Consider the following 24,755-nt stretch of genomic DNA (forward strand, 5'->3'; position numbering starts at 1 on the left):
CAGCAAAACACGGCGCGTGCTCGTTGCAGGTGCTCGACACGTACTGCTGAGTACGCCTGCGCGCCTTCCACTGCGCGCCACCCCGTGTTTTGCTGCCTCTCGGCGCCCTCGCGACGAACACTCACGAATAATCCAGGCTAGGCATCGTGAGTTTGCCGCACCTCTGTGGATGGGTAGCTGGGGACTGGTGGGGCGTGAATGGTGGGTCGTGCTGGGCTCGAACCAGCGACCAGCGGATTAAAAGCCCGGGCGCGAGAGCCATGATAAGTAACTGAAAAGTTTCTAGAATTGCCGGCACTTCGCGTCCAAAACGCTGTACTTTGAGACGGTTGTAAGTCTCTGTTTTTCCGAGCCTGATGAGAGTCGTTTTGGACACTCACCGACCCATCAGGCACTGGCGTCGGGAGCCAACCGCGGTAGTAGCGTTGCACAAAACTTAAGCGTGGCTTAATTTATGTGCATGAGCCAGCCAGCCGCAACGTCCCCCGACTGGGATCAGCTATTCGAGATCGCTGCCGCCCAGGACGGGCTCTTTACAACGCAGCAAGCCTCTCAGGCGGGCTACTCGCCGCAGCTGCTCGCGCACCATCTCGACGCCGGGCGCATGATCCGCGTCAGGCGAGGTGTATACCGACTCGTTCATTTTCCCGCTGGCGATCATGAAGATCTAACGGCAGTCTGGCTGTGGTCTGAGCAGCAGGGCACCTTCTCTCACCAGACAGCACTCGCCCTGCACGATCTGTCCGACGTATTGCCCGCTCGAATGCACCTAACGCTTCCCCAAGCGTGGCGTAAACGTCGTCTCCGCGTGCCTGATGGTGTGGTGCTGCACTATGGAGACGTCGGCAAGGGCGAGCGGCGCTGGTTCGGCCCGGTTCCGGTGACCGCGCCGCTGCGTACGCTCAAGGACTGCGCCGCTGAGCACGTCCCCCCGGAACAACTCCGCGGTGCGGCTCTCGATGCCCTCGATCGCGGGCTGGTTGTGCGAGAGGAACTTACGGCTGTCGAGAAGCAGCTTGAGCCCTTTGGCGGGCTGGTACCGTGACCCGCGGGTACCATACTGCTGCGGCCTTCAAGCAGGCGCTGGAGCAACGGCTACGAACTGCCTCAACGTCAGGCATCGACTTCGCTCGGCGTCGCCAGCTCGTGGTGTTCGATCGCTTTCTTGCGCGCATCGCCATCGAGTTCGGGGATGCGGTGGCGCTGAAGGGCGGTCTAGCCGTAGAGCTCCGCGTTGAGCGGGCACGAACGACTACCGACGTCGATCTCCGTCTGTTGGGCTCGCCCGCCAACATCCTTCCCCAACTTGCGTCCGCCGCCAGGCGTGACTTGGGTGATTTCATGACGTTCACGATCCGGGAGCACCCCCAGCACCCAGAGATACAGAACGACAGGATGCGTTACGAAGGTGTTCGCTTTCGAGCCGAGTGCGGCCTTGCCGGTAAGGTCTACGGCCGGCCTTTTGGCGTTGATGTCGCGTTCGGTGATCCGATCCTCGGGGAGCCGGAGACAATGGTGGCGCAGGATACGCTAGCGTTTGCGGCCATCGCGCCGCCCGTCCTTCGCGTGTATCCAGTAGAGACACATATCGCCGAGAAACTCCACGCGTACACGATGCCGCGGTTTCGCCCCAACTCGCGCGTGAAGGATCTGCCAGACCTCATCCTCATCGCCACGGCTGGCGCGGTAGAGGCCACTAGGCTACGCACCGCAATCGACCAGACCTTCGGCTTTCGCGGTACACACGAGGTTCCCGATAGTCTCCCGGCTCCTCCCGCCACGTGGCAGGGACCCTACGCGACAATCGCGGAAGAAGACCAACTTAAGTGGGGCACCCTTGACGAGGCGTACGACGCCGCCAAGGCGTTCCTAGATCCCGTGCTCGCCGGCGTCTCCGGCAGTCAATGGGACCCAGCCAACTGGTCGTGGAACGGGGACGTGGAAGGATGACCATCAATCCGGTCACTGCGGATTTCGGGTCACAGCCCAGGCGGGGGCCTTCTGTGAACCTACTGCCGAGAACTTGCTTCTCGTTCTGGTGGAGACCCTGGGAATGGGAGTAGCCATATCGAAGGTTCGTGGTGTCCAGCGAATCAGCTGAGTCGGCGCGTCTGCGTGCAGAGATCACTCGTCTGATCGCGCTGCTTGAATCGCACGGTATCGACTGGCAACCACCTGAGCACGGCCCGGAATCGGACAGGGAAGTCTTCCCGAAAGCTCAACAGTTCACAGCCGCCGAGAAGGTGGCGATCTTTCGAAGGTTGTTCCGGGGGCGCACCGATGTGCATCCGGTCCGTTGGGAAAGTGCGACGACGGGTAAGGCTGGCTACTCCCCCGCATGCGCCAACGAGTGGCGCCCGGGTGTTTGCGAGAAGCCGCGAATCAAGTGCGCAGACTGCGGCAATCGCGCCTTGGTTCCAGTCTCCGATGAAGTGGTCTACAGCCATCTTGTCGGCGAGAAAACGGTCGGCGTCTACCCGCTGCTTGACGATCACACATGCCACTTCTTAGCCGTCGACTTCGACGATGCCGACTGGCGCGCTGACTGCCAGGCTTTCGCTCAATCGTGTCGTGAACTCGGCGTGCCAGTGGCACTCGAAATCTCACGTTCAGGAAACGGTGCGCACGCCTGGGTGGTTCGAAGCCAAACTGGAGCTTGAGCGCGCATGTCTACCCGCATGGGTTTCCTATTTTTCTTCGGGAGAATAAACGCTAGACGACTGAAGGGGGTGTGGCTTGGCTACCACGCCCGAGAAGCCGCACCCGCGAATGGGGCGCAGGTCCGCTATCCGGCGACGGCTGAAGCGAATCGATAAGTAAGGGCAACTTCGCCGACTGGCGAGGGTTGTCAGGATCGGCACGCGTGAGACCGTTGCTCCAGGTACCCCACCTGGAGAACCCCCATGCCTCACCATCCCCCTCCCGACGCCCCACGCACCCTCTCCGCCGGCACGCGCGTCTACAACTACGGCCGCATGGGCGCTCGCCCCGACGAGGTGTTGTTTTGGCGCTCCCGCAACCGCGTCATCGTCAAAATCAAAGCCGCCGGCAGCAACCCGCGCCAAGTAGAACCACTCGACCGCCACATAGCGGAGCTGACAACGCTCGCCGTCGCACGGTCGGTATGGCGCAGCCGATTCAGCAATGCGGAGGTCGTGACTTACCTAGTCTACGAGGGGCCGGTGCATGTCGCTGTCGAGGTCACGTTGCCGTCATTACGCGCTGCCGTCGACGACTACCTTGCCGAATCACGCAGGGATGACCCGAGGTCCGTTCCCGTCCATGTAGTGGCCTACGCGTTCCTCCAGCGCAGCCTCTGCAAGCCAAGGCTCGCCGCCGCATCAGCAACTCACGTAGACGCCGAGGGACCCGGCACGACCAGCGCAGGCCACGCAGCACCCACCACCTTGGCGCCGCACACAGGGGCACGCCAGTCATGACCACGTACGACTGCCCGAACTGCACCTCACCGAACACGCAGAAGCTCTCCGTCGGCTACGCCCAGGGCATACGGGTGAGCGAAAACCACGACATCAGCCATAGCGCCTGGTCGGCGCGCTGTGCGCCCCCAGAGCCCGAAGCGATCGTGCCGTGGTGGCTTGTGCTCAGCAGCATCGTGCCGCTCGCGTTCTTGGTCTCCTGGTTCTCCCCGTTGCTCGACGGGGAGGGCTGGGACTACCTGCTGAGACCGTGGCCTACACGTATCGCCTTGCTTGCCATCGGCGCCTTGCTCCTTACCGCGGTTGTGCGCCTTGCCATGGCGATCAGGTACTTACTCGTGGACTTCAAGCGTGAGTACGCGCTTTGGCAGCGCAGCTGGATCTGTCGAAAGTGCGGCCACAAGTACGTGCCCGAACCCCCAAAAGCTTCCGAGAAAGTGTAGCGACTGCCCCACCGGGCGGGGATCAGAAACTGCCTTCGTAGACTGTAGGTACGAGCACGCTCCGCGCAATGGAGCGTGGCTAACGTTATCGAGTGGAGGAATTCGGGCATGGACTACGACGGAGCGCTCCCGAAAAGGGCGTTGAAGAAGCTGACCGGCTGGACGCACCGGCGGAAGCAGCGTGAGGAGTTGAGGCGTATGGGCATCAAGTTCCTCGAGAACTCGAAGGACCTCGTGGTGTACCCCGAGTGGGTCGAGCGGGCGACGATGGAGGGGAGCAAGCAGCCGCCGAGCAAAAAGGAGGTGCCAAACTACGAGGCGCTGCGGGATCTGGCAAAGCGCGATCCGCAAGAATGAGCGTGATCGCCGTGGGCGCGGGCCGTCAGTAGCAAACCGATGGGCAGAAAGCGCACCAAAGACAGGCACCTGCCCCAGCGCATGTATCAGCGGCGGGGGACGTACTACTACGTGGTGCCCGGCTCCGAGAAGTGGGTGCGCCTTTCGCGGCGATACGCTGAGCTCACGGCCGCCAAGTACGAAGGTGACACGGTCGCGCTATTGATCGATCGCTACATGGTGGAGGTTGCCCCGGATAAAGCGGAGCGCACCTATGAAGACAACATCCGCCAGGCCAGCAATCTGCGAAAGGTTTTCGGCGAGATGCGGGTTGGCTCTGTGACGCAGCAGCATCTGTACGGCTATCAGAGCGAGCGCGCAAAGAGCAGTAGGACGCAAGCCAACCGTGAGCTTGCGTTGTTCCGGCACATGATCAAGCGAGCGATTCGCTGGGGGATCATCGCGCCGGGGAGTGATCCGTTCATTCGCTTCGAGATGCTTAAGGAAACGCCTCGCCAGCGATTGAATGCATCGCGCACTGCGCGAAGGCGCCTGAAGAAGGTCCCCGCCAGTAGTTCGTAAGCTGTCAGCAGCTCACCCGCCGGGCCTCTTCAGAGCAGTGCGCCGCCGGGGTACGTTGTAAGGATTTCTGAGTCTGAGCCGGTCCTCTATCTCATACCCCAGCGAAACCGATCACCGGGCTGGATGGTCAGCTACGCTTCCGCCGCCGGATGAAGGAGGCAATCGAGGATGGTGTGCAGAGGGAGCGATACACGACGCACGACATCCGTGCGAAAGCAGCACCTGATGCGCCGACTACGGACCAGGCAGGCGACCGAGCTGCTGACGCATTCCAGCCCAATCACTGAGAGGGTACACAGACGCGTGCCGAAGCGCGTGAGAACACTGCGGCAGAGGTTTTTTGGAAGCAGGCCAGGATATTGGAATCGGCGTGAGGGAAGAGAGCGGGTAAGCTCTTGATTTGATGGTGGGTCGTGCTGGGCTCGAACCAGCGACCAGCGGATTAAAAGTCCGATGCTCTACCAACTGAGCTAACGACCCCTAAGCCGCCCATTATAACGTGGCTTTCCCCCACTCACCATCCCACCCAGCGCCCATATCGTTGAGCCTCCGGCCGCTCGGACCCTGCCTCCGCTGCTTCAGTCACGAACCTTGCTATCGCCCCTTGGTTCCTGTGAGCCAATGTGCTCAACTCGAGGTGTCGGCAACACACCACTAGGAGTTGGAGATGCGCAACACGCTTCGGCAGATAACTCTGCCCGTCACCCTGATCGTGTTCAGCGCCTCAACTAGCATGGCGCTTGCGAGCGCTGGCGGTACTTACTTTCAGGAGCCGCCCAAGCCGACGGCTCAGGATCAACGCGCCGCTTCGGAACAGGCATCTGAGGCCACTTGGGAGCTGCTCCGCGAGCAAGTGCCTGATCTCGAGCAGGACGACAATGGTGCCGCGCAATCGAGCATCGTGCCGAAGTCTTCGAGCGTGCAGCCGCAGAGGCGTATGTGCCGGCGTGTGGCTGTGGAGGGCACGCGAATCAAGCGCCGCGTGTGTAAGACCCTACGCGAGATAGCAGCTGAAGATCGCGAAGGCAAGCTCCACAGTGAAGCCCTCTTGCGCTACAAGATGTTCCAGTAGAGGGACGGCCCAACTGACTTCTCTCCTCAACCCCAAGGCCAAGGGCAGCGCGAATCACCAACGCCGCCCCTGAACGACCCTAGACCAAAGGTGAACCCGATGCGCAAAACTCTGCTCGCTTCCCTCGCTTGTTTGATCTCCGCGGCTGTCGTCGCGAATACGGGCGCCGAAGACGACACACCCGAGCCTAAGGCTAAGGCTGAGGCCACACAGGCCAATACGTCCCCGGTAGCGGAGGATGTCGCCGCAGAATCGGCGTCGCGCTCGGCCTGGGCGACCCTCGTGGAAAAGGTGCCTGACCTTGGAGGCGTGGACCAGAGCACGTCAGCTCAAGAGATTCCTGAAGCGGCGACGGTGGTGGCGGAGCGGCGCTACTGCATCGACGTGACCCGCATCGGTACGCGCCTAAGAAAGCGCATCTGCTATTCGAAGGACGAATGGCTTGCCGAGCAGCGCGACAACCGCAGCATGCGCGAGGCAGTCTTCTTTCACGGGATGAACCACTAGCACACGGGGTGGCGTTGTCGGCGGTCGAAGAAGCAGCCCAAGGCTGGGGATTCTAACGTGAGCCAGGCAGCGCGTTCGCGAGGTGGAGCTACCCGCAGGCAGGAGTGAAACGTGACTCCTACGCATCGATCCGCGGCAATCCTGCTCGCAGGGTTCGCACTGATCTACACGGCTAACGCTTTTGCAAGCGCCGGTGGTCGCTACGAATGCGAGCAGTCCTCTGCGGCGGCCGCGGCAACACCCACTGAGCAGAGGGCGAACGCTGAGCAGGCGTCCAGAGCAGCCTGGGAAAGCCTGCGAGAGCAGGTTTCAGACCTGCCCGCCAAAGCAACACGTGAGCCGAAGCGGGTCGCAGTCATTGCGAAACCGCAGGCCGTGCGCGGGGAGGCCTTGATCTGCCAGCGGGTGGCCCTGGAGGGCACGCGCATCAAGCGCCGCGTTTGCCGATCGGCCACCCAGCGACGTGGGCGGGTGCGCAACGAGATGATCACCTCGCAGGTGTTTCGTTGGAGCAATGGCACCCCCTGAAACACCCGCTCTGCGCGCGCTGGGCGTCATCCGCCTCGACGTTAATCCTTCATCTCCCCCAAGCGAGCTAATATATTCACCAGTTCATCCTGGCTAATGTCCATGTGCTCACAGACGCGTCCCCAGAGCATCACAGTGGGTACGGGGCGGTCGGGCCGCTCCTTCTGTGTTTCCCGCAGCACGTACAGCACCACTCGCTCCCGGCGTGTAAGCCCATCCCTCGCGTCGGGGATGCGATCCAGGAGATCCTCAACACTGCTCACGCGTAGGTGACTCTCGGCGCGCTCACGCGGCGGTGTCCGGGTAGCACACGGACACGACTTCGTACACGCGCTCCCCCTCCGGTAGGGTGAGCACCACCTCATCGCCGACGCCTTTGCCGAGCAACGCTTTCGCCAACGGCGCGTCGATCGAGATATGCCGTTTCACCGTGTCGATCTCATCGGGGCCCACAAGGCGGTGCTCAGCGACGGTACCGTCCTCGTACTCGAGCGTCACCAAAGCCCCGAAGTACACCTTATCTCGCTGTTGGCTAGGTGCAGGATCCACCACCTTTAAGATCGGCAATCGCTTTTGCAGATAGCGAATCCGCCGATCGATTTCGCCCAGCTGCTTCTTGCGAAACGCGTACTCGGCGTTCTCGGAGCGATCGCCCTCGGCCGCTGCGGCGGCGAGAGCGGTCACGACCTCCTTGCGGAAGGTCCAGCGCTCTTTGAGCTCGCCCTGCAGTCGCTCGTACCCCTCGCGGGTGATGTACGGCGACTGCTTGGGCGGAGGCGGGCGCCAACGCAAGCTAGCGGCAGCCTAGCGCTGACCGCCCACCGCGCCGGCGGACGGAACGACCACGCGCTCGGTCTCCAGCGAGTCGACGAGCTCTTGGAACTTTTCGAGGTCGTTGTTGAGGATCTCGACCAGCTTGGTCTCGACCACGTCGAGCTCGGCCGAGAGTTCGTTGAAGCGGGCCACGGACGCCTCCGTCGGCACGCCCACGGCGGACTCGACCACGCCCATCAGGTGCAGGAACTGATTGTCGAGCATCGGCGTGAAGTTGAGGATGTCCTGCGGGGCCTTGCTCTTGACCTGCAGCACGGTGGTTTCGATCGCCGTGAGCTGCTCGGCGAGGGCGTCGACGCTCTCGCGGATTACCTCGTTCTCGGTCACCTTGGCGATGGCCTGGGCCTGATCGCGCACCGTGCGAGCCTGGCGGATTACCTCGTGGCTGCGCTCGAGAGACTCATAGATCTCGTAGGCAAGGGCGAAGCGGATCTCGTGGGCCTCGCGGGGCACGTCGAGGCGCGGGTCGGCACGCACTTCCACGGGCACGGTGGAGGACCAATCGCCAACGCTGAGGCGGGCCTGGTAGGTACCCGGCGGCACCTCAGGGCCCTGGGGGCCGCCCCAGAGCACGGCATCGTCCACCATCTTCGGGTCCTTAAGCCTCAGGTCCCACACGAATTTGTTCATGCCGGCGTGCGCAGTGAGCGTGCGCGGCTCGAAGAACTCGGGGAACATGCGACGCCACACGTTCGGGGCGGTGTATTCACCTTCCTTGCTGGAGAGGGTGCGCAGCACGTCGTCGTTGCCGGCGAGGATCTCGAGCTTCACCTCGGTCGCCTCGTCTCCTTCATCCTCCAGGCCCTCCGGCAGGAGGTAGTAGATCGCCGCGCCGTACGAGGGGTTGCGCCCTGCCGGCGTGCCGGGTGCCGCGTTGCCGCCGCCGCCTGCGAACTGAATCGTTGGGCGCGGCGTGAAGAGGTGGTACTCCGCGCGGGCTATCTGGTCGGTCATTTGATGCAGGGGGCTGAGGTCGTCGAGGATCCACAGGGAGCGGCCCTGGGTGGCGACGATTAGATCCTGATCCTTGATCTTGAGATCTGTGATGGGCGTCAGCGGCAGGTTGAGCTGCAGGGGTTGGAAGGCGCGGCCGTCGTCGAAGGAGACGTACATGCCGTACTCCGTGCCCACGTAGAGCAGGCCTTGGCGGTTTGGGTCCTCGACCACGGCGCGCACGAAGTGTCCGTCGGGAATGCCGTTGGCGCCGCTAGTGAGGCGGGTCCAGCTCTTACCGAAGTCGTTCGTTCGGTAGAGGTAGGGCGCGAAGTCGTCCGTGCGGTAGCGGTGTACCGCGGCGAAGGCACGGCCGGCGGTGTGGGTGGACGGCGCGATCACGTTCACCGTACCCCATTCGGGCAGGCCGTTGGGAGTGACGTTGGTCCAGCTCTCGCCGTTGTCTCGCGAGATGTGAACCAGGCCATCATCGCTTCCCACCCAGAGCACGCCGGGTGCCACCGGAGACTCCTCGAGTGCAAAGATGGTGCCGTACACCTCCACGCCCGTGTTGTCCTTGGTGATCGGGCCGCCAGCAAGGATCTGCTTCTCCGGGTCGTTGCGCGTGAGGTCATCACTCACCACCTCCCAGCTGTGGCCGCCGTCGCGCGAGCGGTGCACGTGGTTGGAGGCGTGGTAGAGCACGTCCGGGTCGTGAGGCGAGATACGGATGGGCGCGTTCCATTGGAAGCGGAAGCGCAGGTCCTTGGCGGCTTGGCCAACGGCCATTTGGGGCCAGGCCATGACCTCTTGTTCGATGCCCAGACCGCGGTCCATGCGGCCGATGGAGCCGCCGTAGCAGCCACCGTAGGTGATGTCCGCGTCACGGGGGTCGATCGCCACGTAAGCGGTCTCGCAGCCGGCAGGAGCGTACCAGTCCTTGCGCTGAATTCCGGCGCCGGCCGTTCGGCTGGGGATGGCAACAGGCGAATTGTCTTGTTGACCGCCGTACAGCCAATAGGGGTATTGGTTGTCCACGGTAACGCGATAGATTTCGGCCGTCGGCTGGTTAGCCTGCGTCGACCAGGTGCGACCGCCGTCGTAGGTCACGTTGGCGCCGCCATCATTGGCCTGGATCATGTTCTTGGGATCGTCCGGATTGATCCAAAGGTCGTGGTTGTCGCCGTGCGGAGTGCGGATGGGGATGAAGTGCTTGCCGCCATCGTCGGAGCGCCACATCTGTACGTTCATGATGTAGACGGTGTTCACGTCCTGCACGTCTGCGTAGACCTTGGTGTAGTACCAGGCGCGGGTGATCAGGTTGCGATCGCTGCTTACGCGGCGGAACTTCTTGCCGCCGTTGTCGGAGCGGTACAGACCCCACTCGGTTTCGTGCTCAACCAGGGCGAACACGCGGTTGGGGGCCACGGGCGATACGCTCACGGCAATCTTGCCGAGCGTGCCTTCGGGCAGGCCCTCGGTGAGCGGCTGCCAGGTGTTACCGCCGTCGATGGACTTGTACAGACCACTGCCGGGGCCCCCGGAGATCATGTCCCAGGGCAGGCGCACGGCCTCCCAGAAGGCAGCGTAGAGGATCCGCGGGTTGCTCGGGTCCATGGCCAGGTCCACAGCGCCGGCCTTGTCGGATACGTGCAGCACGCGTGACCAGGTGAGGCCGCCATCGGTCGTGCGGTACACGCCGCGCTCTGGGTTGGGGCCGAAGGCGTGGCCGAGCACAGCCGCGTACACCACGTCCGGATCCTGCGGGTGGACGCGGATACGACCGATCTGGCCGGCTTCGGGCAGGCCCATGTGCTGCCACGTGTCGCCGCCGTCCATGGAGCGGTAGATGCCATCGCCAGCGGAGGTGTTGCCGCGGATGTCCACCGAGCCCATGCCGGCCCAAACTATGTTGGGGTCTGAGGCGGCGACGGCGAGGGCGCCAACGGACGCGCTGCCAAACTCATCCCCTTCTCGCGTGCGCGTCGACGCGGTCATCTTCGGCAAGCCGCCCGTGGGTGCACGCACGCGGCCACTCGCGGCGAGCATGGGATCGACATCCCCCATAACCGTCGGCGCGGGCGACGGGTCTATCTCGCGTTCCTTGTCCGAGACGTTGAACCAGCGCTGGCCACCGTCGGTGGTCTTCCAGACACCACCGCCGGTGGATCCCATGAAGTAGGTGCGAGGTTTGCCGGGCACACCGGTCACCGCCGTGACGCGTCCGCCTCGATAGGGGCCGACGAGTCGATACTCCATGGCCTGCATCGCCTCCTCATCGATCACGGCCGCACGGGCTGTGCCGAGCGTGGTGACGGTGACACACAAGGTGCAGAGCGCGATCGCAGTGCGCCAATCGTTCGCCTTCATCGGTGGCATTTCCTCTGGGACTTGAGTTGGGGCGCATGAGAATACCACCGGGCGAAACGCGCCGGGGTGCGTTGGACTCTCGCTAGGACAACCCGTATAAAAAGGCGACTGGCGATTCCGGATTTTGCAGTAAGGTGCCCCATGCGCACGCGATTCCATCGATCCCCTCTCAGCGGTGCGTTGGTGCTCCTTGCCTACGCCATTTCTGGCCATGCCCAGGAGACGGCCACCCCAAATGATGTTGCCGATGAGCGCTCGGGCGCGTACGCCCTGACGGGCGCCACCGTCACCATCTCGCCAGGCAAGGTGCTGAGTGACGCCGTCGTGCTCATTCGTGAGGGGCAGATCGTGGCCGTCGAGGCAGGCGATCGCCCGGTGCCCGCAGGTTACGCGACGATCGACCTCTCCGGCCGGTACATCTACCCCGGCCTTATTGACATCGATGGGACTTACGGTCTGCCCGAGCCTGCGAAGCGCGCGCCGTTCTCCTTTTCCAAGCCCGAGGTGCTGGAGTCGCAAACGCCAGGGGCCTACAACCCGAACCAGGCGATCCGCGCCGAGTACGACGCGGTGAGCGAGTTCACCGTCAAGGCGAAGGACGCGGCCACCTGGCGCGGCATGGGGTTTGGGGCCGTGCTCACCTCCATGACCGACGGCATCGCCCGCGGCAGCGGCGCCTTGGTCACCCTCGGCGAGGTATCCGACAACGAGGCCGTGCTCGTGCCTCGCGCCGCGGCGGTCTACTCCTTCGATAAGGGCTCGTCCAGCCAGAGCTTCCCGATCTCACCCATGGGCGCCGTCGCCCTCCTGCGCCAAACCTATCTCGACGCCACTTGGTACGCGGGTCAGTCGCCGAAACCGTTCACCGATGAGTCCCTCGGCGCCTGGCTCGAGCTGCAGGCGCTGCCGCAGATCTTCGTGGTGGACGACTGGATGGGCGCCCTGCGTGCGGACCTTGTGGGCGATGAGTTCAGCGTTCAGTACGTGATCCGCGAGGGCGGCGATGCCTACCAGCGCGTGGATGCGATCAAGGCGATGGGGGCTGCCCTTATCGTGCCTCTCGAATTCCCCGAGGCGCAGGATGTTACGGATCCCTTCGCGGCCGACCGCATCTCCTACACGGACCTCAAACACTGGGAGCTGGCACCTAGCAATGCGGCTCGCTTAGAGCGGGCGGGCGTCACCTTCGCCCTGACCAGTAGTGGTGATGCCAAGCAGTTCTGGCCGCGGCTTCGCAAGGCCATCGAGTACGGCCTGAGTGAGGAACGGGCGCTGGCGGCGCTGACCACGGTGCCCGCTGCACTGCTGGGCGAGTCTATGCGCCTTGGGGAGCTGCGCTCGGGGGCGATCGGCAACCTGATCGTCACCAGTGCGCCGCTGTTCGATGAGGCGATGGTCATCGAGGAGAACTGGGTGGCGGGCAAACGCTACCGCGTCAAGGGGCATACGCCTGATCGCAGGGGCGTCTACGCCTTGAGTGTGGGGAGCCGCGCTTACGAGCTGCATGTGAGTGGCAAGCCGACCGCGCCCAAGGCTGAGCTACGCCTACCGGTGGAGGAGGAGATCGCCGCAGACACCGACGCGGCAGAACCGACGCCGATTGCGGCGGTGCTCGCCTTCGATGGCGACGCCATCACCATGAGCTTCTCCCCTGAGGAGGATGGGGCCGCCATTCGGCTCGGCGGCTGGGAGCTTGATGATCACTGGGCCGGCGAAGGTCGCCTGGCCGACGGCGCCCCCGTGAAATGGCGGGCTGTGCGAGCGGCGAACCCATCCGCCGAAGGCGAAGATGGAGCGGGGGCCGAAGAGGCGGGCGGTCAATTGGCGCTCGGCAAGGTGATCTATCCGTTCACCGCCTACGGCACGGGCAAGCCGCCCCAACCGGAAGCACTGCTCATCCGCAACGCCACCGTGTGGACCCTCGAAGGTGAGGGCAAGCTCGACGCGGCTGACGTGCTTGTACGCGACGGGCGCATTTCGGCGGTTGGCAAGGGCCTCGCAGACCGCGACGCACGGGTGATCGACGCGACAGGCATGCACGTGACGCCGGGTATCATCGACGAGCATTCCCACATAGCGCTGTCCGGCGTCAACGATATCGCCACCAACTCCTCCATGGTGCGCATGGGCGATGTGGTCAATTCCGAGGACGTTAACATCTACCGTAACCTCGCCGGCGGAGTCACGGCAGCTCAGCTATTGCACGGATCGGCAAACCCCGTGGGCGGACAATCGGCACTGGTGAAGATGCGCTGGGGCATGCTGCCGCGGGAGATGTTGATCGACGGCGCGGACGGCTTCATCAAGTTCGCCCTGGGTGAGAACGTGAAGCGATCGCGTAATCCAGCCTCCATCCGCTACCCGCAGACGCGCATGGGTGTGGAGCAGGTGTTCCGCGACGGCTTCGGCGCGGCCCGCGAGTATCAGGCGGCTTGGGCGGCTTGGCAGGCCCTCGGGCGTGCCGAGAAGATGCGCATCCGGGCGCCGCGGCGCGACCTAGTGATGGACGCTATGGCCGAGATCTTAAACAATGAGCGTTTCATCAGCTGCCATTCCTACGTGCAGTCTGAGATCAACATGCTTATGCACGTTGCGGATGACTTCGACTTCACCGTCAACACCTTCACCCACATCCTCGAGGGCTACAAGGTGGCGGACAAGATGGCCGCCCATGGCGCAGCAGGCTCCACCTTCTCCGACTGGTGGGCCTACAAGTGGGAGGTGCGCTACGCCATACCCTACAACGCGGCGCTCATGACGGAGGCCGGGGTGCTCTCGGCGATCAATTCCGATAGTGCTGAGATGTCCCGTCGGCTCAACCAGGAAGCGGCGAAGAGCGTGAAGTATGGCGGCATGTCGGAAGTCGAAGCGCTCAAGCTGGTCACGCTCAACCCGGCGAAGATGCTGCATCTGGCGGACCGCATGGGCAGCATCCGCACGGGAAAGGACGCGGATCTTGTGATCTGGACGGACAACCCGCTCTCGATCGATGCCAAGGCGTTGCACACGATCGTCGATGGCGTCGTGCGCTACGACGCGGTAGAGCATGCGGCGCGCCACGCCGCTATGGAGATCGAGCGCGCCCGCTTGATCGAGAAGATGCGTAAGGCGAAGGGGGCGAAGGGCGGCGGAAGCGGCTATCGTCCACAGCGCCTGTGGCACTGCGACAGCCTTCATGGCTACGAGTACCTCAGCAACCACGGCGCCCATCACTGAGCGACAGCAGGAGATAGCGATGCGAGCGTACCTTCGAACTCCTTTGGCCACCTTGCTGGCATCGATCGGACTGACCCTCGCCGTAGCGGTGCAGGCTCTTGCGCCGACGCCCGCCTCCTCGCAAGGCGAGCCCATCGCGATCGACAACGTCACTGTGCACGTCGGCAACGGCGAGGTGATCGCCGAGGCCACGGTTGGCTTCGCGGACGGGCGGATTACCGCTGTCGGCACCGATGTTGACACGACGGGCCATCGGGTGATCGATGGCGCGGGCCAACACCTCTATCCCGGCTTTGTGTTGCCCGACTCCCGCTTGGGTCTAGAGGAGGTAAGCTCCATTGAGGACACTATCGATAGCGAGGAAACCGGTCAGGTAAACCCCAACGTTCGGAGCTTGGTCGCCTACAACACGGACTCGGAGATGGGGCCAACACTGCGCTTCAACGGCGTGCTGGTGGCCCAAGTCGCACCGACGGGCGGCTTGGTGTCGGGAAGCTCCTCGATTGTGCAGCTAGATGCGTGGAACTGGGAAGATGCAGTGCTTATGGCGGATGACGGGATCTTCGTCAACTGGCCGCCGAAGCGTCAGGGCCGCTTCGACTTCTCAACCTTCACCTTCAAGTTCGAGAAGAACAAGCAGTACGACGGCCAGATGCTGGCGATGCAGACTCTGTTCGATGACGCCGGCACCTACGCCAAGCGCGGCGCAGACACGGCGAGCAACTTGAAGCTGGCCGCTATGCAGGGGCTGTACACGGGCGCTACGCGCCTGTTCGTCCGCACGGACGTGGCGCGAGATGCGGTGCGAGCCGTCGAGTTCGCCCGACGTCACGGCGTCGAGCACGTGGTCATCGTGGGTGATTACGGACTCTTGCCAGCGGCGGATTATCTCGCGGAGCACGAGGTTGGCGTCATCGTAATGGGCGTGCACCGCCTGCCGGGTGAGGCCCACGACGATATCCACGCCCCCTACGCGTTTGCTGGCAAGTTGGTGGCCGCGGGCGTGAAGACAGGACTCACCAATACGGGTCTCTTCAACTCGCGCAATCTACCGTTTCAGGCAGGTACCGCGGGGGCTTACGGTGGCCTAGATCGTGAGCAAGCCCTGCGTCTGATTACCCTATCCAATGCGGAGTTATTGGGTATCGACGACCGGGTCGGATCGATCGCTGTGGGCAAGGAAGCAACGCTGTTCGTCTCCCGGGGAGACGCGCTCGACATGCGGACGAACGTGTTGACCCACGCGTTCATCGGCGGGCGCGAACTCACGCTCGAGGGGACTCAGCAGGAGCTCTACGAGCGATTCCGGCAGAAGTACTCGTCCATTAGTGCCCCCTGACGGGCGCATCAGCGCCGTGCTGTGTCTCGATCCGCACCGTTCTGTCGGAGCAGGATCGGCTCCTGATAGGCGGCAACGACGCGGTTGAGTAGTGCCGTGCGCTCGCTGGCGGATTGGCTGGGAAAGCGGCCGCGGGACCAGGTTAGATTCGCTTCCCAGTTCACGGTGTCGTCGGCCGCCGCCTGGCTCGTCAGGTTGGCGTCCAGCCAGCTTGTCGCCACCGGGGCGAAGTGTGGCAGGCGATCGACTTGCCAGCGTTTGGGGAGAGTGAGGCGCAAGCGCGTCAGCAGGTGATGGTGCTGGGCTTCGCAGCACGGGTCCACCTCCCACCCGGTGGGCACGGCAACGGGTCGCTCGCGCACTGCATCGGCGTAGCCATCCACCGGCAGGTCGGCCAGTTCCGCGAGGAGCAACATTGGCGCTTCCAGGCTGTAGAGGCCCGACCCAAGGTGCGCGACCGCCTCGGGAATGGCGCCCTCCAGCTGGATCTTGGCGCCCGTGTGAGTGCGGTGGTCAGGCGGCGAGTAGCGGCTGACCTCGATACGAAGTCCAGGGAGCACCTGGCGCATCTGTTCGGTAAGGCCCTGGCGTAGGCGCTCGGAGATGCGCATGGGCGAGGCGTTACTCATGGCCGCATCGTAGGCGTACTCGCCAGGCCCCGACAGCTCCACCGCAAAGCGCAGCTCCCCGCCCGCCGTGAGTGCCGCGTCTACGGTCACCACCTCTGGCGGCGTGACATCGGCCTGTTCGATGCGGAACAGCGCTCCTTGCTCGTCCAACCACAAGCCTTGGCGTTGCATCAGGCGGTGGGAGGGTTGGCCGTAGGTGGCGAGGGCGTCCGTGGGGTCGAACAGCACCCAGTCTGCCCCGGGCCCGCTTCGTAAGCGTCCGGGAAGCGGAGAGCCTGGAGGGGCCTCGATCGCTAGCACTACGTGGTTGAAGGCGAGCGGTGAGGCGGGCGCTTGGTAGTCTTGGTAGCGATCCCCTACGCTGACCAACACGGGTGTCGAGCGAATACCGACCGCGTCGAGCATGGCGTGCAGGAGCAGTGCCTTGCCCTTGCAATCGGCGCTGCGCGTACGCAGCACTTGGCTTGGCGTTTCCGGTTGGAAGGCCCCGATGCCCCATTGGATATCCCGGTAGGTCAGCGACTGGGCGAAGCCGGCCAGGGCGGCGATTCGCTCCCCGTCACTCTGTAAGTGCTTCGTCAGCGCTCGGGCCTGGGCCAGGTAGGGCTCGGGTGTGTCCTGGGCAAGCGCTGCGTCGAACAGAGCCCGTGTGCGGTCGGCCACATCGCTCCAATTCTCGCCATCATCTGCGTGCAAGCTCGCATGAACGAACGGCACGCTCGAGAACAGGCTGGCGAGCCACGGGTGCTCCTCATCCACGAGCAGATGCTGTGAGGCGGGAATGTCGTAGAGGCTGATGCCCTGCGTGGGCACGCGCTCGACGGCGCCGTTTGGTTGTACCAGACGGAGCAGCGGGGTGTCGCCGTCGCCCTCGGCGCGAATCAACAGCTCGATCGTGGGGTAGGCATCGAGGGGGAAGATCACGTCCTCGCCCGGGAAGGCGACCCTGTCCTCCACGCTCCATTCGGCGATTATCGTGGCCCGCCGAGCGCCGGCGATGGGCGGGGTGTTGACCAACAGCGAGCGCATCGCCGTGATCGTGGAGCCGTCGAGTAAGGGCACCTCGATGCTGTCGCTCAGGTCCATGAGCTCGTGACGCCGACCCTTCGGGATCCACACGCGGGGGCCGTCGAGTAGCTGGGAGGCCTGGTTGAAGGGAATCGATAGCTGAAGTGCTTCCTCCCCTTCGCCGAAGAGCGGCTGCAGTATCTGGCGGTAGGTACGGCGCAGGTGGCCCTGTGCTGTACGGCCGATGATCACCTCGCTGTACTGGATCACCCAGGTGTCGCTGGCGGCGAAAAAGGTGTCATCGATCAGCGGCCGCGGTCGAGCCAAGGCGCTGGCCCAATCCGGCGCTGGGGCTTGGGCGAACGCCGCTGGGCTCATCGTGAGGCTCGCTAGCACCAGTAAGCCAATTTTCATGTTAGGTAAAAAGCCACGTGCTAGGAGGAAACTAGGCCCTCTACTCATCGGATAGGCTCCAGCAGCAGCTTGCGTCGATCCACCGTGCGTTGCAGGTGCTCGAAGAAGCGCTGCACGGCGCCGTAGTCGGCGGCGTCGATGATGTAGGGCTCTGACAGGGCGAGGCGACTGGTCAGGAAGGTGCCCTCCTCGGAGCGTTCGGTTTCGACGGTGAACGTAAAATGTAGGTCCGCCGGCCCCGCTATCGTCTCGCTGATAGTCTCACCGGCGTACACGTAGCCGGCCGGCAGGCGCCAGCGCATTCGAAGATCGTAGTCACCGCCCGCCAGCCACAGGGGCAGGGTGCGTTTGATCGCTGTGAAGGGGTTGCTCGTGCGCCAGCTGTCGGGCAGTGCGCGCGCGAGCAGGCGGCCATCGAGGTTCTGCACGCGTGGCTGCCACTCGGACTCGATGACGATCGGCAGCGATTCGAGGGGGCTGATCCTCGTGTCGGATGAGATATCTACGGGACGATCCGCATCGAGTCCCACCCAGGCCGAGAGCATGTCGCGGGCGTAGTCCCGGGCCACGTCCTCCCCCGCGTGGACCTGGCCGCCGCGCAAGCCTAGGGTTTCACGCGGCGCCCGCGCGGCTGCGTCTTCCAAGAACATACGCATGGTGAGCGCCGTGGCCTCCCCCGTGGGCGAGAGATCTGAGGTGAACTCGATCACCGTGAGCTCGTGGATAGGCGAGGTGCTCGGCACTCGCCGGGGTTCCCAGTGATCGCTCTTGCGTTGTCGCACGAACGCCAGGGCTCCGAAATAGGGGTCCGGCACGCCGCGGGCATTCGCGACTGGATCGCCCACGGGATAGTAGCGTGGGTTCTCCTCTGGGCCGGCTTGCACGACGAAGAGCGGCGCGTACAGGCCGAGGCTGCCGAGAGCGGGCGAGAAGGGCAGCCCGTCGCGGCTGAGCAGTAGGGCCTGGTGGTTGCGGATGCCAGCCTTATCGAGCAGGTACTGGTAGTAGAGGCTGACTTCACCGGGGCCTGCGTAGCCGGAGCGTAGGGCGCGGTCTAGGGTGGTATTGCTGCTAGCCGTGTCCACTCGCAGTCGTGAACGGGCGTGGTCGAAAAGCCGCTCCGCTCGCTCGTGCCATTCGAGCGTCGGCGGGGCTAGTCTGGCTACGGCGCGCGCGTCCTCCGCCCGCCGGGTCCGCCGCAGGAAGCGACCCTCATCGATCATCGCCGGCCCTAGGTGATCGCTGATCAGACGGTCAAGGTCCGCCAGCTCCGAGCGGGCTGGAGTCTGCTGGAGCGCCCAGCGGTCGAGAGCCATGGCGGTGTCACCAAGACGCCCGGTAGCTTGATCGCCCGTGATTTGCGGGGGTTGCTCAGTCCACAGGAGCAGGTGGTCGCGCCAGGCCTGTGCTGGTACCTCATCGAGTGTGAGTGCCACGGCCAGGCCACGGCGCACATCCGGCGGGGCGAACGGCTCGAGGCGCTTGGCGGGCACGTTCTGGGCCTGCAAGAGCAGGTCCATTTGCGATGTCAGCGTGGCCGTGGCCGAGGGCGGGAGGCTTCCGATACGTGTAGGTACCCAGCGACGGTTGTCGTCACTCACGGTGCGTACGCGTAGCGTGAGATCGCGGGTGGGGAAATCGCGCTCGAGGCGTACGAGCCTGATCGGTTGAATGCCATCCACCCGGGTGCGGTAGGCGAGGTCGAGGATGGCGCCTGGTGTGACGCGGGGGAAGTTCACGCTGCGCAGGGAGAGGGTGGAGGCGCCGTCTCCATCGCGTGCGTCCAGAAGCTGCACGTCGCGTTGCTCATCGAGGGGGATCACAGTGCCGTCGTCGGCGATGGTCTGCCCTTCGAGGGCGAGCACCTCATAGCTCTCATCGTCTGCAGAGAAGAACACATGCTGCGCGACCTCGGTGGCCCCTACTGCGTCGAGCACCAGGTAGCGAAGGTGATGGAATTCCTCTGTGTACTCTCGCCCGTCGCGAGCAAAGGCCTCGATGTGCATCTCGTGCGAGAGCACCACCACACCAGCCTCGCGCTCCTCCTCCGAGAGCGCCTGGCGCACTTGCGCCGGGGGTGGTGCGGAGAACGTCACCGCGGCATTCGTACCCGCCAGCGAACTGCCCGCGCCGGCCAAGCTAAGAGCGAGAGCTAGGCTGACGCTGGCCAAGGGACAGGTCATCGTTGAGAGCGAGCGATGGGGCATCTAACGCTGAGTTATCGGAAACGCTGGGAGCTTCAGTATAGCGGTTAACGCACGACCTACCGAAAGCGGTTACTGCTCGTCGACCAGCCTTAGCAGCCCGCAATATGTAGGCAAAGTCAAGTGGGAAATTGCGCTGGTGTTAAGCAGATGTTAAGACCCTCGAGCCTCAGTAGTCTTCGTAAGACTTCTCTTCGACCAGTGTCGATCCGGTGAGTTCATTGAGCTCGCGCTTAAGGGCGGCCCGCTGATCGTTCGTGCGGTAAACGCTGCGCGCCAAGCGAATGAATTCGGCGTCGAAGCACTGCGCGCGCTCGCAAGCGCGGATATCGTCTTCGATACTCCACAGCGCTTCGTTCACTTGCCGCAGCTGCGAGCACAGCGCGTCCACCGCGGTGGACGCGGGCACGGCACGCTCGCGCACCTGGCGTAGGGCGTCGAGTTCGCACACGACATTCTCGCGCTTGTCCACATCGCTTATCCGCGCGTGTTTGATTTCTAAGATGCTGATCTTGTCGAGTAGCTCGCCGACGGAGACGGGAACTTGAAGCACGGCCATGCCCTAGTTCTTGCGGCAGTATAAAAGGGTGAGGAAAGGCGGCATGTTCTGATGCGGCTGGCTTTGGCCGGCGGTCTGGGTGGGGCGTGCGTGCTGGGGGCCATAGCTGCCGCGGCCGTCGATGGCGAGGGCGTTCACCTCTTGGATGACCTGGTTGCTGCCGGTGGTAGGGTTCGAGTGGCGGTGCTGGGGCATTTGGGCGAGGGACAGGGTCACCTGTTCGTCGCCGCCGCGATCTCCCACCCGCCGGGGCGTGAGGCCGATGCCGCGGCCCGCACCCACGATCGTGCGACCCGCGAGGGCATCGTAGGTGCTCCACCCGTCGGGGCAGCGCTGGCGATCGAAGGGCATCACGGCGCCGCTCGGCACCTGTAGTGAGGCCACCAGATCAGTCCCGTTCGGCAGGCTGGAGAGGCTTACGCGTACCAGGCTGCTAACCCGCGATTGGATGACCGCGGAGGCGTCGTCGATCGCCGCCGTGGCCTGGTCTTCGACCATCGATCGCAGGGTGGCCTGGGTTTGATCCGCGGCCACGGTCTGCTCGAGCGCGTCGGTCACGTAGGCGTTGACGCGTGCCCGCAGGCTCTCGGCGATACGAAACTCAAGGATGCGGCTGTCGAGGCTCTCCTTCAGCTGCGCTTCTGCCTGGGCCAGGGATTGCCAGTGCAGAAATCCGAAGGCGAGGACGAAGGCGGCGAACATCAGCGTCAGCCCCAGGGCACCGAGGCCCGAGAAGGGGCCGCCGCCGCCGCTGCTGCCGCCTCGTCGGCGTAGTTCGTCCGACACCACCCGTCGGACGGAAAGCTCTACTTCTTTATCGGGATCCATGCGGAGTCGCTCCTTAAAGCGCGCTGAATGTGCTCTGGCGGCCAGGCCCTCGGGTGGCGGCCGGTGATTATGGTGCCCGAAAGATAGCAGTTCTTGCTGGCAGTCCCGAGTGTGGAGTCGTGCCTTGAGATGCCGCGCTGGAGCCTCGCCACCTTGTCAGGCGCCCTGGGCGCATCCACAGTGACGCTCGTGCCGAAACCACGAGCGCACCCGACCTGTCGCGGAGATCTCGATGCCCACCAGCCTGCGAACGCTCGCCATGCTCCACTGTGTCGTCCTGGCGCTGATGTTGGTGCTGCCACTTACGCCCGTGCGCTTGAGCTGGTTCGCCTTACTGTTGCTGGTCACCCTCACGCCTCTCGGCCCCCTGCTCTTCATCGACCGACCGCTCATGTGGCGACTGGCCAAGTTCGCCGCGTACGGCTTCGCCTTCGCTTGCGGCGTATGGCTGATGTACGGGGTGTTCGGAATCTCGGGTCTCGGCGACGTGCCGCGCTTGCTGGGCTACCTGCTGTTGGCGTTCTATTTCATAGGTGTGGGCGGCTATTTGAAGAGCGATCCCATTCGCGCGCACTTTCGGGTGGCCGGGGCCGTCCCAGCCGCCTGACCCACCCCGCAGGCGAAGGTGGTGAGCCTGCTATACTCGCGCCGCGCACCGCGCCTGCGCGAACGCTCCCGAAAATAGTCATCTCACGCGCCCCCGCGTGCCGTCTCCGTGACCGCGCGAGGGCGTGCGCGTCCACCGTTACAGGCTCCTCACGGCATGAGCGAATTCCTCGAGCAACTGCGCCGCAGGCGTACCTTCGCCATCATCTCCCACCCCGACGCGGGTAAGACCACCCTCACGGAGAAGCTGCTGCTCTACGGCGGTGCCATCCAGGTCGCGGGCGAGGTGCGTGGGCGCAAAGCCAGCCGCCATGCCACCTCCGACTGGATGGAGCTCGAGAAACAACGTGGCATCTCCGTGACTTCCTCGGTGATGCAATTCCCTTATGGCGATCACATCGTCAACCTTCTCGACACGCCGGGTCACGCGGATTTCTCCGAAGACACCTACCGCGTGCTCACGGCCGTCGACTCGGCGCTGATGGTGATCGACGTGGCCAAGGGCGTGGAGGAGCGCACGATCAAGCTGATGGAGGTCTGCCGTCTTCGCGACACGCCCATCTTCACTTTCATCAACAAGCTCGACCGCGAGGGCAAGGAGCCGATCGAGCTGATGGACGAGGTGGAGGAGGTGCTGAAGATCGCCTGCGCGCCGGTTACCTGGCCGATCGGCATGGGCAAGCGCTTCAAAGGGGTCTACCACCTGCGCAACGACACGGTACGCTTGTATCAACCCTCCGCCGACGGCACCCGCGCGGACGGCGACCTGATCGAGGGCCTGGATAACCCGCAGCTCGACGAGGTGCTCGGCGATCAGGCCGACGAGCTGCGCGAAGAGGTCGAACTCGTGCAGGGCGCGAGCACGGAGTTCGATCCCGGCGAGTTCATCGCCGGCCGCCAGACCCCTGTGTTCTTCGGCTCCGCTATCAACACCTTCGGCGTCACCGAGCTCCTCGACGATTTCGTCGTGCACGCCCCGCAGCCGCAGCCGCGCGACGGCACCTTGCGCGAAGTGCAGCCCGAGGAGCCTGGCTTCTCCGGTTTCGTGTTCAAGATCCAGGCGAACATGGATCCTAACCACCGCGATCGCATGGCCTTCATGCGCGTGTGTTCCGGCCGCTACGAGAAGGGCATGCGCGCCCGCCAGGTACGCACGGGCAAGGACGTGAAGCTGGCCGATGCGCTCACCTTCATGGCCTCAGATCGCGAGCATGTCGAGACGGCGTACCCGGGCGACATCATCGGCCTGCACAACCACGGCACGGTGCGCATCGGCGATACCTTCAGCGTCGGCGACGAGCTTCGCTTCACCGGCATCCCCAACTTCGCGCCAGAGCTGTTCCGGCGCGTTGTGCTGGCCGACCCGCTGAAGGCCAAGCAGCTGCAAAAGGGCGTGACCCAGCTGTGCGAAGAGGGTGCAACGCAGCTCTTTAAGCCGCTGGTGAGCAACGACCTGATCCTGGGTGCCGTGGGTATCCTGCAGTTCGACGTGGTCGCCCATCGCCTCAAGCACGAGTACGGGGTGCAGGCTCGCTTCGAGTCCGTGAGCGTGCACACGGCGCGCTGGATCGGCTGCGACGATGAGAAACGCTTCGCCGAGTTCAAGCGCAAGCAGGAGGAGCACCTGGCTCTCGATCACGCGGACGAGCTTGTGTTTCTGGCGTCGACGCGGGTGGCCCTGCGCCTGGCCGCGGAACGCTTCCCCGAAGTGACCTTCGCCGCGACCCGTGAGCACGGTACCTAATAACCTTGCTGAGCTATCGCCACGCCTTCCATGCCGGCAATCTCGCCGATGTGCACAAGCACGCCGCCCTGGCCGCGATGCTCACCCTGCTGCAGCGCAAAGCGCGCGGTTACTGCTACGTCGACACCCATGCGGGCGTGGGTCGCTACAGGCTCGACGGGGACGACGCCGGTGAATGGCGCGAGGGGGTAGGGCGGGTTCGGGCGTCTGCAGAGGCCGCGCCGCAGGCCTTGGCCCCGTACCTCGATTGCCTCAGGCGGCTCGGGGACGCGCAGTACCCAGGGTCGCCGTGGCTCGCCTCGCAGCTCGCGCGTGAGCAGGACAGTGCGCTCCTGTTCGAGCTGCACCCGCAGGATGGCAAGCGCTTGAAGAGCCTGTTCAAGGGTGATCGGCAGGTGGCCGTACACGCACCACGCGACGCGCGCGAAGGCCTACCGGCCCTTCTGCCGCTCGGCACGCCGCGGGGCCTCGTGCTCGTCGACCCGAGCTATGAACGGTTGGATGAGTACGCCGAGCCGGTTCGGTTGCTAATCACCGCGCGCCAGCGCTGGGCGACCGCGACGGTGGTCCTGTGGTATCCCCTGCTCGGAGGCCCCCGAGCCGGTCGCCACGACGCGCTGCTAAGGGATGTGCTGGCTCAGCAGGTGCCAGGCCCGATCTTGCGCAGCGAACTGCACGCGAAGGACCCGGCGCGCGCCGGCCTGATCGGCAGTGGCCTGTTGGTTGCCAACCCGCCATGGCCCTTCGCCGAACAATGGCCGGCGGTCAATGGCTGGCTCGCTGGCGTTCTCGCTGAGTGCGCAAGCGCAGGACACACGCGAGACGACTGGCTAGTGCCAGAGGCGAACGGCGGCGCCTAGTGGGCCGCTTGGTAAATAAGGTAACGCTCAGTCTGCGTAGGGGCAGCGTCAGCAAGGCGCGTCGCGCAGCCAATGGCATCGCCATTGGCAAGCGATGCAACGCCGCGATGGCGCCCGTGCTACTCGCTGAGCGTCACCTCATTTACCAAGCGGCCCACCAGTGTCCTGAGTTAGAAGTTCGTTGATGAATTCGCAGGCGAGTTTTTGTCCCTGAGCGCGGCGCGAGGACGAGCGTGGCAGGTCCCACGGGTGGAGGAGCAACGTGTTCAGGGGCGAAAAGGTGCCGCGAAGTCATCAACGAAC

General features: G+C 64.3%; 21 protein-coding genes, 1 tRNA gene and 1 pseudogene. 15 read left to right on the plus strand and 8 right to left on the minus strand.

What is annotated here, in order from left to right:
* Window positions 1-460 precede the first annotated feature (460 nt).
* From AAGA68_25340 to AAGA68_25370, 7 genes and pseudogenes are all read left to right on the plus strand, one after another.
* On the plus strand, window positions 461-1,045 hold the full coding sequence (locus tag AAGA68_25340) for a type IV toxin-antitoxin system AbiEi family antitoxin domain-containing protein (GenBank protein ID MEM9388398.1): 585 nt from the start codon (window positions 461-463) through the stop codon (window positions 1,043-1,045).
* Complete coding sequence (locus tag AAGA68_25345) at window positions 1,042-1,950, plus strand: nucleotidyl transferase AbiEii/AbiGii toxin family protein (protein ID MEM9388399.1); 909 nt, start codon at window positions 1,042-1,044, stop codon at window positions 1,948-1,950. Before AAGA68_25340 ends, AAGA68_25345 begins: the two co-directional genes overlap by 4 nt.
* Before the next feature lie 131 nt (window positions 1,951-2,081).
* Window positions 2,082-2,636, plus strand: a pseudogene (locus AAGA68_25350) (DEAD/DEAH box helicase).
* Window positions 2,637-2,903: 267 nt separating this feature from the next.
* On the plus strand, window positions 2,904-3,440 hold the full coding sequence (locus AAGA68_25355; GenBank protein MEM9388400.1) for a hypothetical protein: 537 nt from the start codon (window positions 2,904-2,906) through the stop codon (window positions 3,438-3,440).
* Window positions 3,437-3,883 carry a hypothetical protein gene (locus AAGA68_25360; GenBank protein MEM9388401.1) on the plus strand — a complete coding sequence of 149 codons (447 nt, stop codon included), beginning with the start codon at window positions 3,437-3,439 and terminating at the stop codon, window positions 3,881-3,883. The genes AAGA68_25355 and AAGA68_25360 overlap by 4 nt, the downstream gene beginning before the upstream one ends.
* A gap of 108 nt (window positions 3,884-3,991) precedes the next feature.
* The gene (locus AAGA68_25365; protein ID MEM9388402.1) at window positions 3,992-4,240 is read left to right on the plus strand and encodes a hypothetical protein; all 249 of its coding nucleotides are present in this window, start codon (window positions 3,992-3,994) and stop codon (window positions 4,238-4,240) included.
* Between the two features lie 39 nt (window positions 4,241-4,279).
* Window positions 4,280-4,801, plus strand: a complete 522-nt coding sequence (locus tag AAGA68_25370) for a hypothetical protein (GenBank protein ID MEM9388403.1) — start codon at window positions 4,280-4,282, stop codon at window positions 4,799-4,801.
* Window positions 4,802-5,205: 404 nt separating this feature from the next.
* Here AAGA68_25370 and AAGA68_25375 read toward each other — a convergent pair.
* Window positions 5,206-5,281 (minus strand) — tRNA-Lys (locus AAGA68_25375).
* 187 nt (window positions 5,282-5,468) lie between these two features.
* Between AAGA68_25375 and AAGA68_25380 the strand changes: the two genes are divergently transcribed.
* The 3 genes from AAGA68_25380 to AAGA68_25390 all read left to right on the plus strand — a co-directional run bounded on the left by AAGA68_25380 (window position 5,469) and on the right by AAGA68_25390 (window position 6,908).
* Complete coding sequence (locus AAGA68_25380) at window positions 5,469-5,873, plus strand: hypothetical protein (GenBank protein MEM9388404.1); 405 nt, start codon at window positions 5,469-5,471, stop codon at window positions 5,871-5,873.
* Window positions 5,874-5,972: 99 nt separating this feature from the next.
* Entirely contained in the window at window positions 5,973-6,380 is a 408-nt protein-coding gene (locus AAGA68_25385; protein ID MEM9388405.1) for a hypothetical protein, read from the plus strand.
* Window positions 6,381-6,491: 111 nt separating this feature from the next.
* On the plus strand, window positions 6,492-6,908 hold the full coding sequence (locus AAGA68_25390; protein MEM9388406.1) for a hypothetical protein: 417 nt from the start codon (window positions 6,492-6,494) through the stop codon (window positions 6,906-6,908).
* Between the two features lie 41 nt (window positions 6,909-6,949).
* Here the strand turns inward: AAGA68_25390 and AAGA68_25395 are convergent, their stop codons facing one another.
* From AAGA68_25395 to AAGA68_25405, 3 genes are read right to left on the minus strand one after another with little or no spacing between them, the layout of a single operon-like run.
* Window positions 6,950-7,171, minus strand: coding sequence for a hypothetical protein (locus tag AAGA68_25395; protein MEM9388407.1), 222 nt, complete (start codon window positions 7,169-7,171; stop codon window positions 6,950-6,952).
* A gap of 22 nt (window positions 7,172-7,193) precedes the next feature.
* A complete protein-coding gene (greB, locus tag AAGA68_25400) occupies window positions 7,194-7,700 on the minus strand; it encodes a transcription elongation factor GreB (protein MEM9388408.1) in 507 nt (168 codons plus the stop codon).
* Window positions 7,701-7,712: 12 nt separating this feature from the next.
* Window positions 7,713-11,045: a glycosyl hydrolase gene (locus AAGA68_25405; protein MEM9388409.1), complete on the minus strand. Its 3,333-nt coding sequence runs from the start codon at window positions 11,043-11,045 to the stop codon at window positions 7,713-7,715.
* A 141-nt stretch (window positions 11,046-11,186) separates the two neighbouring features.
* Between AAGA68_25405 and AAGA68_25410 the strand changes: the two genes are divergently transcribed.
* Together AAGA68_25410 and AAGA68_25415 are read left to right on the plus strand one after the other, a co-directional pair.
* Window positions 11,187-14,261 (plus strand): amidohydrolase family protein, encoded by a 3,075-nt coding sequence (locus AAGA68_25410; GenBank protein MEM9388410.1) that lies wholly within the window; start codon window positions 11,187-11,189, stop codon window positions 14,259-14,261.
* A 19-nt stretch (window positions 14,262-14,280) separates the two neighbouring features.
* A complete protein-coding gene (locus AAGA68_25415) occupies window positions 14,281-15,600 on the plus strand; it encodes an amidohydrolase family protein (protein MEM9388411.1) in 1,320 nt (439 codons plus the stop codon).
* 8 nt (window positions 15,601-15,608) lie between these two features.
* Here AAGA68_25415 and AAGA68_25420 read toward each other — a convergent pair whose 3' ends face one another.
* The 4 genes from AAGA68_25420 to AAGA68_25435 all read right to left on the minus strand — a co-directional run bounded on the left by AAGA68_25420 (window position 15,609) and on the right by AAGA68_25435 (window position 21,242).
* Window positions 15,609-17,615 (minus strand): hypothetical protein, encoded by a 2,007-nt coding sequence (locus tag AAGA68_25420; GenBank protein MEM9388412.1) that lies wholly within the window; start codon window positions 17,613-17,615, stop codon window positions 15,609-15,611.
* An 80-nt stretch (window positions 17,616-17,695) separates the two neighbouring features.
* The gene (locus tag AAGA68_25425) at window positions 17,696-19,822 is read right to left on the minus strand and encodes a DUF3857 domain-containing protein (GenBank protein MEM9388413.1); all 2,127 of its coding nucleotides are present in this window, start codon (window positions 19,820-19,822) and stop codon (window positions 17,696-17,698) included.
* Between the two features lie 202 nt (window positions 19,823-20,024).
* On the minus strand, window positions 20,025-20,414 hold the full coding sequence (locus AAGA68_25430; protein MEM9388414.1) for a DUF6165 family protein: 390 nt from the start codon (window positions 20,412-20,414) through the stop codon (window positions 20,025-20,027).
* A 3-nt stretch (window positions 20,415-20,417) separates the two neighbouring features.
* Window positions 20,418-21,242: a hypothetical protein gene (locus AAGA68_25435; protein MEM9388415.1), complete on the minus strand. Its 825-nt coding sequence runs from the start codon at window positions 21,240-21,242 to the stop codon at window positions 20,418-20,420.
* Between the two features lie 232 nt (window positions 21,243-21,474).
* Here AAGA68_25435 and AAGA68_25440 point away from each other — a divergent pair, with 232 nt between their 5' ends.
* The 3 genes from AAGA68_25440 to rlmJ all read left to right on the plus strand — a co-directional run bounded on the left by AAGA68_25440 (window position 21,475) and on the right by rlmJ (window position 24,452).
* A complete protein-coding gene (locus tag AAGA68_25440; GenBank protein ID MEM9388416.1) occupies window positions 21,475-21,849 on the plus strand; it encodes a hypothetical protein in 375 nt (124 codons plus the stop codon).
* 156 nt (window positions 21,850-22,005) lie between these two features.
* Window positions 22,006-23,592 carry a peptide chain release factor 3 gene (locus tag AAGA68_25445; GenBank protein ID MEM9388417.1) on the plus strand — a complete coding sequence of 529 codons (1,587 nt, stop codon included), beginning with the start codon at window positions 22,006-22,008 and terminating at the stop codon, window positions 23,590-23,592.
* A gap of 5 nt (window positions 23,593-23,597) precedes the next feature.
* Window positions 23,598-24,452, plus strand: coding sequence for a 23S rRNA (adenine(2030)-N(6))-methyltransferase RlmJ (rlmJ, locus tag AAGA68_25450; GenBank protein MEM9388418.1), 855 nt, complete (start codon window positions 23,598-23,600; stop codon window positions 24,450-24,452).
* Window positions 24,453-24,755 lie beyond the last annotated feature (303 nt).

The sequence above is a fragment of the Pseudomonadota bacterium genome, from assembly GCA_039193195.1.
GTDB lineage: Bacteria > Pseudomonadota > Gammaproteobacteria > Steroidobacterales > JBCBZW01 > JBCBZW01.